The following is a 12,254-nucleotide window of genomic DNA, read 5'->3' as shown; positions in this document are numbered from 1 at the left end:
ACCGAACATGTCCAAACGCTATCTGCTGCCTGCTCTGTCCGGCCTTGCCCTGACGCTTGTCGGATGCGCCGCCACGCCGGAAAACCCACAGTTGCTGGAAGCCAGGGGGGCTTACGCGGCCTTGCAGGGCAAACCGCAGTCCCATCGCCTGGCGGCCCTGGAAACCCGCCAGGCGCAGGCCGCGCTGGAGAAGGCCGAGCAGGCCTCGCTGGGCAACCGCAAGGCGCCCGAGGTGGGGCAACTGGCCTACCTGGCCAACCGTAGCATCGAGGTTGCCGAGCAGACCATCGTGCTGCGTCAGGCCGAGGTCGGCATGCGTGGCATCGAGGCGCGCCGCACGCAGGCCCAGCTCGATGTGCGCACGGCTCAGCTCAATGCGTTGAAAGCGCTCAAGGGGCAGCAATCGGAGCGGGGCACCGTGGTGACCTTCGGTGATGTGCTGTTCGACACCGGGCGGGCCGAACTGCGGGCTGGCAGTCATGGCGATATCCAGCGGCTTGCCCAGTTCCTGCTGGACAACCCGGAGCGCAAGGTGCGCATCGAAGGCTTCACCGACGCCACCGGTGGCGAGGCGTTGAACCAGCGCCTGTCCGAACAGCGCGCCGCGGCAGTGGCCAATGCCTTGTACCGGCAAGGGGTCGCGCCGGCACGTATCGTCAGCGCAGGCTATGGCAAGGCGTACCCGGTGGCGAGCAATGCCGATGCCTATTCGCGCCAGCTCAATCGCCGGGTGGAGGTGGTCGTCTCCCATGACGCGCGACCGGTAACGGCGCGCCACTGAGCCTGGCAGGCGATCCGCTGCAAGGCGGGTCGCCTTTTCATTTGCAGCACTGCGCCAGGGCTGGCATTGTCGGGCGTGATCCGGCTACCCGACAGGATGTTGCCATGCCCTACCAGATCCGTCCGGCCTGCGATGAAGACTGCGCGGCCCTGAGCCTCGTCGGCCAGGCTACCTTCGCGCTGGCCAGCCCACCCGACAGCGCTGCCAGCGCCCAGCGGCACTATATCGCCTGCCATCTCCAGCCCGAGCACTTCCGGGCGCACCTGCGTCATCCGCACAAGCGCCTGCTGATCGTCGAGCAATCCGGCCAGGTGCTGGGCTACAGCATGCTCGACCTGGCGCCTGGCGTACTGGGCATCGCCGCTGCCGATCACATGGTGGAAATCTCCCGTTGCTATGTACTGCCCTGCGCCCACGGCCAGGGCGCGGCGCAGCAGCTGCTCGATGCGACCCTGGCCCACGCCCATGGCCTGGTCCGGCTGACCGTCAACGAACTCAATGCCAGGGCCATTCGCTTCTATACGCGCAATGGCTTTGCCAAGGTGGGGGAGGCGATCTTTCCCTGCGGTGACGAACGCCACCGGGACTGGGTGATGGTCAGGTCGCCTTCAGGCCTTTAAATTGAACAACCCAACCTTTCAGGGCATGCCCATGAGCGATCTTTCCGCGTTCCCCATCACCCGCAAATGGCCGGCGCAGCATCCCGAGCGCCTGCAACTCTATTCGCTGGCCACGCCCAACGGCGTCAAGGTCTCGATCATGCTCGAAGAGATCGGCTTGCCGTACGAGGTGCACAAGGTCAGTTTCGATACCGAGGACCAGCTGAGTCCCGCGTTCATTTCGCTCAGCGCCAACAACAAGATCCCGGCGATCCTCGACCCCAATGGCCCGGGTGGCCGAGCGCTGGGGCTGTTCGAGTCGGGAGCGATCCTGCAGTACCTGGCCGAGAAGAGTGGCCAACTGCTGAGCCAGGATCCGGCCCAGCGCTATCAGACGCTGCAGTGGCTGATGTTCCAGATGGGCGGCATCGGGCCGATGTTCGGCCAGGTGGGGTTCTTCCATTTCTTCGCCGGCAAGGACTACGAGGACAAGCGTCCGCGGGATCGCTATGTCAATGAGTCCAAGCGCCTGCTGGGCGTGCTCGACCGCCATCTGCAGGGGCGGCAGTGGATGGTCGACGACTACAGCATCGCCGATATCGCCATCTTCCCCTGGGTGCGCAACCTGGTGGAGCGCTATAACGCGCGCGAGTTGGTGGGGTTCGATGAGTTCAAGGAAGTGCAGCGAGTCCTTGCGCAGTTCCTCGAGCGCCCGGCGGTCCAGCGCGGCTTGAAGATCCCGGCCTGACAGAGAACCCGTGGGAGCGGGCTGGCCCCGCGATAGCGTCGGAAAGCTCAGTATCGCTATCGCGGGGCAAGCCCGCTCCCACGCTGGTAATGCTTGCTGCTTTGTTTCCTGCGCGACAGCCCATGGGGCTGGGTGATCTCCTGCAGGTTCAGCGACAATCAGAGAGCCTGGTTCAGCAGCCAGTACAGGCATCCGGCCAGCAACATCGCCGCTGGCAAGGTCAGCACCCAGGCCATCAGCAGGTTGACCAGCGTCTTGCGTTGAATCCCCGAGCCATTGGCCACCATGGTCCCGGCCACGCCCGAGCTCAGCACATGGGTGGTCGAGACCGGCAAGCCGAACAGGTCCGCCGCGCCGATGGTGCACATCGCCACCACCTCCGCCGACGCGCCCTGGGCATAGCTCAGGTGGGTCTTGCCGATCTTCTCGCCCACCGTCACCACGATACGCCGCCAGCCGACCATGGTGCCCAGGCCGAGGGCGATGGCCACCGCCACCTTGACCCAGAGTGGGATGTAGCGGGTAGCGTCGTCCAGCTGGCGCTTGAACAACTGCACATGGCTCGCGGTGTCGGCGTCGAAGTCGGCCAGCCGATGCTTGTCGATCAGGCGGATGGCTTCGCTGGTCAGGTACATGTCGTTGCGCACGTTGGCCATGGCCTCTGCCGGCACGCGGTTGAGCGAGCCGTAGCCCTTGACCTCCTCGCCGATCATGCCGCTCAGCGCGGCCAGTGCCGGGACGAGTTCAGGCATGGCCTTGGGCTCGGTGATGAACCGGGTCAGCACCTGGCGTGGGTCGGTGGGCGGTGTGGCCGGCGCCGAGCGCTCCAGCGCCTGGCGGGTCACCTCGGCGACCGCGGAAAACTGCAGGGCCTGCTCGCTGGGCATGGTCTTGTTCAGCGCATAGGCCATCGGCAGGGTACCGACCAGGATCAGCATGATCAGGCCCATGCCTTTCTGGCCATCGTTGGAGCCGTGGGCGAACGACACCCCGGTGCAGGTGAGGATCAGCACTGCGCGAATCCACCAGGGCGGCGGTGTTTGCCCCGCCGGTGCCTGGTACAGCTCGCGGTGCTTGACCAGCGTGCGCAGGGCCAGCAGCAGCAGGGCGGCGCAGGCGAAGCCGATCAGCGGCGAGAACAGCAGAGCGTAGCCAACCTTGCTCGCCTGGGCCCAGTCCACTCCGCTGGTGCCGTCGCGTCCGTGCATCAGCGCATTGGCCACGCCCACGCCGATGATCGAGCCGATCAAGGTGTGCGAGGACGACGCCGGCAACCCCAGCCACCAGGTGCCGAGGTTCCAGATGATCGCCGCCAGCAGCAGGGCGAAGACCATGGCGAAGCCGGCCGACGAGCCGACCTGCAGGATCAGCTCCACCGGCAGCAGGGCGATGATGCCGAAGGCCACCGCGCCGCTGGAGAGCAGCACGCCGAGAAAGTTGCACAGCCCCGACCACACCACCGCTACCGATGCCGGCAGCGAATGGGTGTAGATCACCGTGGCCACGGCATTGGCCGTGTCGTGGAAGCCGTTGACGAACTCGAAGCCCAGGGCGATCAGCAGCGCCAGGCCCAGCAGCAGGAACGGCGTGAGGGTGGTGACCACGGTGCCACTGGCGCTGACGTCCTGCTTGAGGCTCCAGAAGGTGTAGGCAAGGCCGGCCAGCAACAGGCCGAAGAACAGGGTGAGCGTGGCGCGTCCGGGTTTGTGCGCAAGGTGAGGGCGCGGGTTGCGCAGGGGCAGGTCGGTCTGTCTGGCCAGGGACGGGGTTGCCATGAGGGCTCCGGTTGGCGTTGGGCGTTGGTGCCGAGGGCCTTCAGCATAGAAACAATTCGTTACCAGGGCGTGACCTCGGTCAATGAAGGCCCTAGGCTTGTTGGGGAACGATGTCGCAGGAGTGCCTGATGATTCGCTGCAAACGTGTCTACGAAGCCGCTGGCGCCGGGGATGGCCAGCGTGTGCTGGTCGATCGCCTGTGGCCGCGCAACAAGCGCAAGGAGGACCTGCACGGCCAGTGGCTGCGCGAGGTCGCGCCCTCCGACGCGCTGCGCAAGGCGTTTCATGCCGGTGAAGTGGATTTCGCCGGTTTCACCCAGCGTTACCAGCGGGAGCTGGCGGCGCATCCCGAGCACTGGTATCCCTTGCTGGACCTGGCCAGCAAGGGCGATCTGACCTTGCTGTATGCCGGCAAGGACACTGAGCACAACAATGCCCAGGTACTGGCCCGCTGGCTGGAGGACGAGCTGGACCGGCGTGGTCCGGGAAGCTCGCCGGTCTGCTATGCCCCTTGAGCTGATCCCCGCCACCGAGCAGCACCTGACCTTCGCCCGCGACCTCACCCGTCGCGCCATGCTGGCGTACTACCGTGAATTCGACCTGCTGTGGATCGAAGAGGCCTTCGACGAAGCCTGGGGTTGGCGCGAGCAGTGGCTGGTGGTCGAGGATGGCCAGGTGCTGGGCTTCTGCAGCCTCAGCCAGGATCGCCAGGCGCTGTACATCCGCGAGCTGCACCTGCTACCCGAGCACCGCGGACGGGGCGTCGGGGGCTGGGTGCTGGAGCAGTTGGCCGAGTGGACGGCGCAGCGCGGATTGCCGTTGCTGCGGCTGATGGTGTTCAGCAGCAATCCGGCGCGGCGCCTCTACCAACGCCGAGGATTCGCCGAGGTCGGCATGGACGAGTGCTTCGTGCGCATGCAGCGTCTGGTGCCCTGACGCGAGCCCCTGAGCGGCCTTGTGTCGCGAAAGGGCCGCAACGCGGCCCCGGCGATCTTTGCTTTAACGCTGAAATTCTGGGGCCGCTCCGCGCCCCTTTCCGACCGGTCCGACGCCTCGGCAAGGCCGCTCCTACAGGAGCCGTGTATTTCAGTCCTGGCGTACCCTGACCATCTGCCCCTGAACCAGCATCGCCTCCAGCAGCGGCCCCTGCAACGTCAGCAGGTCGCCGATCAGCAGGTTCTGCAGCAGCGCCTTGCCATCGAAGGTATTGCCGCCCAGCGCGACTTCCCGCATGCCCTCGACCCGCACCACCGCCTTGCCCACCTGACCCAGGCGATTGCCGCTGATCACCAGCGGCCCCGGCTGCGGCGTGGCGTTGCGCAGGCTGACGGCGTATTCCGGGGTATTGCCGATACGGTTACCCACCAGGGTCAGCGCCGTGACCTCGCTGGCATCCACCGCGCTGCCCTGGCTGCTGGCCAGCAGGTTGTCGTCGATCAGCAGCGGCGCCGCTAAGGTGGGCATCAGGTTGCGCAACTGGATGCCATTGCCACGGCTGTCGCCGATTCGGTTGCCGGCCAGCAGCACGGCACCGCGCTGGTCGCTGATCTCGATGGCGGCCTTGGCCGCGCCAAGGATCAGATTGTCTTCGATCAGGGCGCGGGTCTGGCCACGCAGGCGCACACCGCTGTTGTTGTCGATGCCACGCAGCTGATTGCCTTGCACGTGTAACTGACTGTCGCGCACGTCGATGGCGTACTGCTGCGAGCGCTCGAATTGACTGCCAATGATGGTCGCCTGGCTGTGCTGCAGCTCCACCGCGCTGGACAGCTCGCTGAATCGACTGGCTTCGATCACGACGCTGGCCGGGCGTGTGGCGGCGGCTTGCTGGGTGCTGAGCGCGGTGCTCAGGCCGCGGGACAGATTGGCGTTGTAGCCCAGGCGCATGAGCGTCGAACCGATCACCTGGGTATGGCTGCCGGCCCAGGCCACCACGAATGGACGCCAGGCACGGTCGGTATTGCCGGCCTTGTCGCCGGCCATGCTCTGCAGCGATGACTGGTTCAGCCCCAGCCAGCCCTGGTTGATCAGCGCCGTGCCGGAGAAGCTGTACAGATAGAGGCTGGTGCCTTCGAGCACGAGACCGGCATCCGGGCCGATCATCAGCGGATAGCTGAGCAGGTAGCCGTCCTTGTAGCGCTTGAGGATACGTGGATCGCGCAGGGTGTCATGCAGTTGCGCCAGGGTGATGCTGCCACCGCGCAGCACCACGGCCTGGGGGTGATGCGCCTGGTAACCGGCGATGGCGCGGAACAGACCGTTGTTGACGAAGGGTTCGAACGGCCAGCTGCCGGCCTGGGACGAGAACATCGTTTGCAGGCTGACGCTGGCGCGACCTGGCGGTGGCGGGCGGCGGGCCTGCTCGAAGGACACGGCCTGGCGTGCTTGCTGGCGCAACTGGGTCAGCTGCTGCTGGTGTTGTGCCAGGGGCAGGGTATCCACTGCGGGGGTGGCCTGGGCGGTGCCCGCCAGCAACAGTGCGGCCAGGCAGGAGGAGAAGCGGCTGAACGGTGCCATGGTAGCGTCCTTGGTCAAGGCAGGTGGGGGTAGGCCGGCTTGAGCGGGCCACCGATCTGGCTGTAGTTGTCCACCTCGCCGTCCTCGCTGTCGTAAAGCTGGCGAGCCAGGGTATGGCTGGGCTGGCGGGCGAGGAACGGGATCAGCCAGGCCAGCTTGTAGGGCGCGACATCAGACTGACGCTGGCCCTTGAGCTCGGGCAGGGTGTCCGGGTCGAGCACGCTGCGGGCGGCGAAGCTGGCCAGGCGGTCGAGGGTGCCTTGGTCGTCGTCGCTCCAGGGTAGGCCGTTGGCGCGGGCCGACTCGCCGAGCAGCACCAGCGGCACCAGGGCGTACTGGCTGTAGTTGGCGGCCAGCTTGCTGCGGGCCACTTCCAGCGGCAGGTAGGCATAGTCACCGTGGCGCACGGCCTGGGCCAGGCCTCGGCGCAGGTTGCCGTCGGCCCAGCGGATGAAGTCGTCGCGCTCCACCAGCATGCCGGCGGCGGCCACTGCCCAGGCGGCCCAGTAGTCATGGTTGTTGAAGTAGACGGTGGTGGACTGGCGGCGCGGGTCGTACTCGCGGATCACCTGCTCGCCGAGCTGGGTGAACCAGCGTCGCTGCGCAGGCGTGAGGCGCAGCTTGCCATCGGCCGCCGCCTGGGTCAGCAGCACCGCGCCGGACATCGCCGCCAGCGCCCACTTGCGCGCGGCAATCCCGGTGTTGCTGGCGTCCGGGTCGAGCAGGGCGCCGGCCTTGGCCCAGTGCTCCAGCCACTGGTCCTGACAGGCCAGGGCCATGTTGGCGTCCTGGGGCTTCTTCGCGTTCTGGAAGCGCTTGCCGGCGTAGATCAGGCCACCGATGAACTGCTTGACCTGCCTGGCGATACGTTCGCTGTCGGCATCGGGCGTGGCGCGCAAGGTCGATTTGCTGGCGTCGCGTTGGTCGTATTTGCTTTGCAGTCGCAGGCTGCCGGTGTAGGGCGGCGGCGGTTCCTTGCTGCAGGCCAGGGTGCGATAGTCGGCGATCATGGCGGCCTGCGGCGTCGCGCGAGGTGGCCAGATCGACTGGGCGGCGTGGGCCTGGGGCAGTGCCAGGGCGAGCGCGAGCAGCGCAAGGATGCGTCTGGGGGCAGGCTTGCCCGCGAGCAGGCCAGAGGATGCGTTGCGTCCTTCGCGGGTGAACCCGCTCCCACGGAACATTACAGGCACAGGCGGGTCTCCACTTCGGTGGCGGCGCTGCCGGGCTTGGTCGGCTCGAGGAACACCGAGAGCAGGTTGGCGCCGGCGAACTCGGGGGCCTTGCTCAGCTCCAGGTAGTACTGACCGCCGCCGACCACGGCCTCGCGACGGAACCACACCTTGTCGCGGGCGCCGTTGTCGTAGTAGACGATGATGTAGAAGTCCTTGGCGTTCTTGTCGCTCAGGCGGATGTCGAGAAAACCCTTCGACCCGCTCAGCGACTGGCGCGCGCTGCCGGCATTGCTGAGCAGCTCGATGCGCTCGCCGACCTTCAGCGCCGGACGCCGCAGCCTGGAGGACAGTACCTCTGTGGACGCCTTGCAACCCCCTTGCACCGCCGGTACCAGCTGGCGGTACATCAGCGGCGAGTCCAGCCGGTAGTTGGCCGGCAGTTCCCAGACGATCAGCTTGGGCGGCGCCTCGGGCTTGTAGTCGGCTGACAGCAGGTACTCCAGCAGCGAGCCGTCCTCGCCAACCCCGGGCAGAGCGTAGTTGAGGATGTCCACGTCCAGGTACTGCTTCAGGTAGCCGTCGAAGTTGAACTGCTTGCTTTCGTCCTCGCGGGCCGCGGCGTTGCTGTCGCCAACCAGGATCACCTGCGGATCGGGCGCTTCGTCGAACAGCGCGTCGCTGCTGTCGGCCACCGGGATGGTCTGGTAGCCGCGCACGTACTGGAAACCATAGTTGTTGCCGCAGATGTAGCTCAGCGCCAGGTTCAGGGTGCCATCCTTGGGCACCATCACGCCGGGCTCGGTGCGGTACTGCTTCTTGGTCAGCTCGCCATAGAAGGGCTGGCGGCGGATCTCCTCGGCCAGCAGCTTGGCCGTCGCCTCGGCGCCGGCCGGGGTCCAGTGGTGGTCGCGGCGGAAGAAGTATTCGCCCTTGGGAGGCTGGCGCACCAGTTGCATCATCGGCGCCACCACCGCGCCGCCCTGGCGCAGCTGCCCCAGGTAGGCCTCGAGGTTGCGGCTGGCGCGCGCGTAGTCGAAACCGTGCAACTGGTCGGGGTAGAGCTTGTCGCGATGCATCAGGCCACGGGTCGGCTGGATCGCCATGGCCACCTGGATGCCCTGCCGGTGAAAGGCGTCCATCAGCCGGGCGAACTCCGGGCGCATGGGCGCGGGGATGCCGAAATCGTTGGTCAGGTCGACCATCGAACGGAACAGCCAGCGCTCCTTGCCGGGAACGATCTGGCGCATCAGCTTCATGCGCCCTTCGGCATAGTGCTGCGGTTCGGCCAGGGCCGGGCAGACCATGCACTGCAGGCTGTCGCAGCCGGGCTGGGTGCCGGCCTGCGCCGCCTGGCCGGGCAGGCTCAGCAGGGCCAGGGTGGCCGCCAGGCCGAAGGGGAGGAGGGTGTTCATCGGGCCGGTCATCCTTGCTGGTGGCGCTGCGTCACTCGGTGGGGTCGATGCTGTTGGCCAGGCTCAGGCTGCGGTTGCCTGGCAGCAGCACGTAGCTGTAGGAGCGGCCCTTCTTGAGGAACAGCTCGTCGAAGCTGGCCACTTCACGATCCCCGACATAGGCGGCGAAATCGATCTTGATTTCGTTGACCATGCGCGTGCCGGTCTGGCCGTTGGCCAGAGGCTTGACCACTTCGTGCTTGCCGTCGGCGGTGCGCAGCATCGCTTGGGCGGGGGTGAGGTTGTAGAAGGCCACCTGCGCCTTCTTGGGCTCGTTGACGTACTGGTCGGCGATCAGCTTCAGCTGTTGGCCGTCGTACACCACGGTGCTGGCGGCGTTGGCCACCAGGCTCGGCTCGATGGCCTTGGCGCCGATGCCGATCTTGTGCTTGCCGGCCGGTACGAAGCGATAGCCGCTGAGCTGGCCGGGAGCGACCTTCTGCGGGTTGACCTTGCCGCTGAGGGTCACGTCGATGTTGCTACCTGACAGGTTGAGCACGCGCACGAACGCGGAGTCCGCCGGCGCCACGGCGTCGTACAGGTCGGCGTTGCCCTCGGCGGCGAGCGCGGCATGGCTGGCGGCGGCCAGGGCGAGGGCGGTGAACAGGGACGAAAGCTTCATCGGGATCTCCTTGAAACGTCAGAAATGAGCAGGCTGGGTGCTGCGCGCCAGCGCGCCGGGACGGTGGGCAAGCAGGGTGCGCAGGGGGAACTCCCAGACCACCGTGGTGATCTGCGGGTTGTGCAGCTGGTCGCTGGCGAGGAACTGGCCCATCGCCTCGAACGGCCCGCGGGCCTCCACGGCGATGGACAGCAGGTCGCGGTTGAGCGCCTCCTTGAGAAAGCCGACGAAATTCCAGTCGTCGATCTTGCTGTAGCTGGTGCCGACCAGCAGCAGGCTCTGCGCCTGCTCGGCGAACAGGTCGTCGCTGCTCTGTTCGGCGCGCAGGGTCTCGTACAGTGCGATCGGGCTGGGGCCGAACTGCGGCGCGAGGCGCGTATGGTCGAACTGCAGGTAGTTCATCAGGTCGCCCTTGACCTCTTTGTCGCCGGTCTTGCGCGAGACGTACACCTGATCACCCAGCAGTCGCGGACGCTGGCGCGCCAGCTCGTAGGCCGACAGGCGCGCGCCGTCGGGGCTCCAGTGGGTGTCGGACTTGAGGAACAGCCGCGGCCCGGCCAGGTTGCGCAGGTAGGCTTCGCGCAGCGGCACCACGTCCAGCTGGCGTGCTTGCAGGTCGGCGACGAAGCGGTCGTAGAGGCTGATCACGCGCGGGTCGAAGGTATGCTCGGCATGCTCGGCATAGATATCCAGCTTCATCGGCAGCGGCAGTAGCACCAGCTGCTTGCCGTGCTCGGCCAACTGCCGCTCGACCTTGGCGATCTGCTCCAGTTGGCTCGCCAGGTTGGCCTCCAGGTCATTGGGCACGCGGTATTCCTGGTTGGTGTAGAGCCAGCCGTCCTTGCCCAGCACCACGCCCTTGGTGCCCTCGCCGAACAGCTGGAACTGGGCGTCAGCCCACAGCTCGACCGAAGGGTCGCGCAGGAAGAAGCGCTTGTCGTAAGCCTGCTCGAACTTGCGCAGCAACTTGCCGTCGACGAACAGGTTCCAGCTGTCGGTCTGGGTGCGGGCAAAGCTCAGCACCGGTGGCAGCGAATAGACGAACATCGCCGCCAGCACCAGGGCGAAGATCACACCGTTGGCCTTGCTGGCCGAATTCATCACTGGGTACATGGCATTTCCACGGAACGGTAAGTTGGAGGGGGCATCTCAAGCCTTGCCCTAGAACTGGAAATACAGGAACGGCGAGAACGAGTTGGCCGCCAGGCTGCTCAGCGCCAGCAGGAAGCCCCCCCACAGCAACACGCTGTGCAGCACGCCGACGTGGCGCATGAAGTAGCCTTCCTTGTTGCCGGCGTAGAAACGCACGTTGTTGATCCCGGCCAGGAGCAGCCAGGCGAACGCCACCAGGGCGAAGGCCATGGCCATCTTCGAGGCGCCGAGCACGTACAGCTCCAGCGAACCGAAACCGTTGAAACCCAGCAGCGCCTGGTAGATCTGCAGGCTGTGGCGCAGGTCCATGGTGAAGAACAGCGGCATGCTCAGCACGATCAGCAGGCCGGTGCGCAGGTTGCGGCCCAGGTGGTAGGGCGTGGTGACCTTGGTCGCGAGGTTGAACTTGCGCTCCAGCACCATGCCGATGCCGAAGAACAGCCCCCAGCAGATGAAGGCGAAGCTCGCCCCATGCCACAGGCCCGACAGCAGCATGGTCCACACCAGCGCCGGCAGCGCGCCGGCCACGCGCTTGCGCACCAACGGCATGTACACGTAGTCGCGCAGGAAGTGCGCCAGGGTCATGTGCCAGCGCGACCAGAACTCGGTGATGCTTTGCGACACATAAGGCTGGTTGAAGTTTTCCGGGAAGCGGAACCCCATCATCAGCGCCAGGCCCAGGGCCATGTGGCTGTAACCGGCGAAGTCGAAGTACAGCTGCAGTGTCGACACCACCAGGCCGAACCAGGCATCGCTGAACTGCAGGGTGCCCTCGCCGATGAACAGCACGTTGATCGGCGCCAGGCGGTCGGCGATCAGCACCTTCATGATGAAACCGAGCATGAAGCGGCACACGCCCAGCGAGAACAGCTCCAGCGAGTGGCTGCGCTGGCGCAGCTGTGGCGCCAGCTGGCTGTAGCGCAGGATCGGCCCCGCCACCAGGTGCGGGAACAGCGCGACGAAGGCGGCGAAGTCGATGAAGCTGCGGGTGGGCGTGGCGTCCTTGCGATAGATGTCGACGATGTAGCTCAGGGCGTGGAACACGTAGAACGAGATGCCCAGCGGCAGGAAGATGTTCTCCAGCGTCCAGGTATTGATGCCCAGCGGTGCCAGCAACAGGGCCAGGACCTCGGCGCCGAAGTTGGCGTACTTGAAGTAGCCCAGCGTGGCCAGGTTGCCGGCCACGCCGATCCACAGCAGGCGCAGGGCCCAGCGCTTGTCCCCGGCATCCAGGCGCGCCTTGATGCGCAGGCCGAACGCGTAGTTCCACCAGGTGATGGCGACGAACAGCAACAGGAAGTCCGGGCGCCACCAGGCGTAGAAGATGTAGCTGGCGGCGACGATCACCAGCGAGCGCCACTGTGGCCTGGCCAGGTAGTAGACGGCCAGGAACAGCGGCAGGTAGAGGAACAGGAACACGTTGGAGGCGAAGATCAT

General features: G+C 66.3%; 12 protein-coding genes. 5 read left to right on the top strand and 7 right to left on the bottom strand.

Annotation, left to right across the window (positions count from 1 at the left end; translation table 11 throughout):
• Positions 1-7: 7 nt before the first annotated feature.
• The 3 genes from ACYUME_RS17005 (at position 8) to ACYUME_RS16995 (ending at position 2,128) form a co-directional block, all read left to right on the top strand.
• Complete coding sequence (locus ACYUME_RS17005) at positions 8-781, top strand: OmpA family protein (RefSeq protein WP_460415914.1); 774 nt, start codon at positions 8-10, stop codon at positions 779-781.
• A gap of 104 nt (positions 782-885) precedes the next feature.
• Positions 886-1,401: a GNAT family N-acetyltransferase gene (locus tag ACYUME_RS17000; protein ID WP_460415912.1), complete on the top strand. Its 516-nt coding sequence runs from the start codon at positions 886-888 to the stop codon at positions 1,399-1,401.
• 31 nt (positions 1,402-1,432) lie between these two features.
• A complete protein-coding gene (locus ACYUME_RS16995; RefSeq protein WP_460415910.1) occupies positions 1,433-2,128 on the top strand; it encodes a glutathione S-transferase N-terminal domain-containing protein in 696 nt (231 codons plus the stop codon).
• 158 nt (positions 2,129-2,286) lie between these two features.
• On the opposite strand, the gene ACYUME_RS16990 is transcribed toward ACYUME_RS16995, so the two are convergent.
• Entirely contained in the window at positions 2,287-3,903 is a 1,617-nt protein-coding gene (locus ACYUME_RS16990; RefSeq protein ID WP_460415908.1) for an inorganic phosphate transporter, read from the bottom strand.
• Positions 3,904-4,031: 128 nt separating this feature from the next.
• Here ACYUME_RS16990 and ACYUME_RS16985 point away from each other — a divergent pair, with 128 nt between their 5' ends.
• Together ACYUME_RS16985 and ACYUME_RS16980 are read left to right on the top strand one after the other, a co-directional pair.
• Positions 4,032-4,418: a DUF488 domain-containing protein gene (locus ACYUME_RS16985; RefSeq protein ID WP_460415906.1), complete on the top strand. Its 387-nt coding sequence runs from the start codon at positions 4,032-4,034 to the stop codon at positions 4,416-4,418.
• On the top strand, positions 4,408-4,839 hold the full coding sequence (locus ACYUME_RS16980) for a GNAT family N-acetyltransferase (RefSeq protein ID WP_279886360.1): 432 nt from the start codon (positions 4,408-4,410) through the stop codon (positions 4,837-4,839). Before ACYUME_RS16985 ends, ACYUME_RS16980 begins: the two co-directional genes overlap by 11 nt.
• Positions 4,840-4,989: 150 nt before the next feature.
• Here ACYUME_RS16980 and ACYUME_RS16975 read toward each other — a convergent pair whose 3' ends face one another.
• From ACYUME_RS16975 to ACYUME_RS16950, 6 genes are read right to left on the bottom strand one after another with little or no spacing between them, the layout of a single operon-like run.
• On the bottom strand, positions 4,990-6,420 hold the full coding sequence (locus tag ACYUME_RS16975; protein ID WP_460415904.1) for a right-handed parallel beta-helix repeat-containing protein: 1,431 nt from the start codon (positions 6,418-6,420) through the stop codon (positions 4,990-4,992).
• Positions 6,421-6,434: 14 nt separating this feature from the next.
• Positions 6,435-7,601 (bottom strand): polysaccharide lyase, encoded by a 1,167-nt coding sequence (locus tag ACYUME_RS16970; RefSeq protein ID WP_460415902.1) that lies wholly within the window; start codon positions 7,599-7,601, stop codon positions 6,435-6,437.
• Positions 7,601-9,004 carry an alginate O-acetyltransferase AlgX-related protein gene (locus tag ACYUME_RS16965; protein WP_460415900.1) on the bottom strand — a complete coding sequence of 468 codons (1,404 nt, stop codon included), beginning with the start codon at positions 9,002-9,004 and terminating at the stop codon, positions 7,601-7,603. Before ACYUME_RS16965 ends, ACYUME_RS16970 begins: the two co-directional genes overlap by 1 nt.
• Positions 9,005-9,035: 31 nt before the next feature.
• Positions 9,036-9,665: an alginate O-acetyltransferase AlgF gene (locus ACYUME_RS16960; RefSeq protein ID WP_279886348.1), complete on the bottom strand. Its 630-nt coding sequence runs from the start codon at positions 9,663-9,665 to the stop codon at positions 9,036-9,038.
• An 18-nt stretch (positions 9,666-9,683) separates the two neighbouring features.
• A complete protein-coding gene (locus ACYUME_RS16955) occupies positions 9,684-10,778 on the bottom strand; it encodes an alginate O-acetyltransferase (RefSeq protein ID WP_460415898.1) in 1,095 nt (364 codons plus the stop codon).
• Between the two features lie 48 nt (positions 10,779-10,826).
• Positions 10,827-12,254 carry an MBOAT family O-acyltransferase gene (locus ACYUME_RS16950; RefSeq protein ID WP_279886343.1) on the bottom strand — a complete coding sequence of 476 codons (1,428 nt, stop codon included), beginning with the start codon at positions 12,252-12,254 and terminating at the stop codon, positions 10,827-10,829.

Source organism: Pseudomonas sp. microsymbiont 2, from assembly GCF_054788395.1.
Note: the sequence above shows the minus strand (reverse complement) of the source record. Positions and strands in the feature narration are given on the sequence as shown.

What these genes read in the sequence shown, in the direction of transcription:
- ACYUME_RS16955 (WP_460415898.1), bottom strand. Translation starts at nt 10,778, where the DNA reads ATGTACCCAGTGATGAATTCGGCCAGCAAGGCCAACGGTGTGATCTTC.
- ACYUME_RS17000 (WP_460415912.1), top strand. Translation starts at nt 886, where the DNA reads ATGCCCTACCAGATCCGTCCGGCCTGCGATGAAGACTGCGCGGCCCTG.
- ACYUME_RS16950 (WP_279886343.1), bottom strand. Translation starts at nt 12,254, where the DNA reads ATGATCTTCGCCTCCAACGTGTTCCTGTTCCTCTACCTGCCGCTGTTC.
- ACYUME_RS16995 (WP_460415910.1), top strand. Translation starts at nt 1,433, where the DNA reads ATGAGCGATCTTTCCGCGTTCCCCATCACCCGCAAATGGCCGGCGCAG.
- ACYUME_RS16975 (WP_460415904.1), bottom strand. Translation starts at nt 6,420, where the DNA reads ATGGCACCGTTCAGCCGCTTCTCCTCCTGCCTGGCCGCACTGTTGCTG.
- ACYUME_RS16965 (WP_460415900.1), bottom strand. Translation starts at nt 9,004, where the DNA reads ATGAACACCCTCCTCCCCTTCGGCCTGGCGGCCACCCTGGCCCTGCTG.
- ACYUME_RS16985 (WP_460415906.1), top strand. Translation starts at nt 4,032, where the DNA reads ATGATTCGCTGCAAACGTGTCTACGAAGCCGCTGGCGCCGGGGATGGC.
- ACYUME_RS16960 (WP_279886348.1), bottom strand. Translation starts at nt 9,665, where the DNA reads ATGAAGCTTTCGTCCCTGTTCACCGCCCTCGCCCTGGCCGCCGCCAGC.
- ACYUME_RS16970 (WP_460415902.1), bottom strand. Translation starts at nt 7,601, where the DNA reads ATGTTCCGTGGGAGCGGGTTCACCCGCGAAGGACGCAACGCATCCTCT.
- ACYUME_RS16990 (WP_460415908.1), bottom strand. Translation starts at nt 3,903, where the DNA reads ATGGCAACCCCGTCCCTGGCCAGACAGACCGACCTGCCCCTGCGCAAC.
- ACYUME_RS17005 (WP_460415914.1), top strand. Translation starts at nt 8, where the DNA reads ATGTCCAAACGCTATCTGCTGCCTGCTCTGTCCGGCCTTGCCCTGACG.
- ACYUME_RS16980 (WP_279886360.1), top strand. Translation starts at nt 4,408, where the DNA reads ATGCCCCTTGAGCTGATCCCCGCCACCGAGCAGCACCTGACCTTCGCC.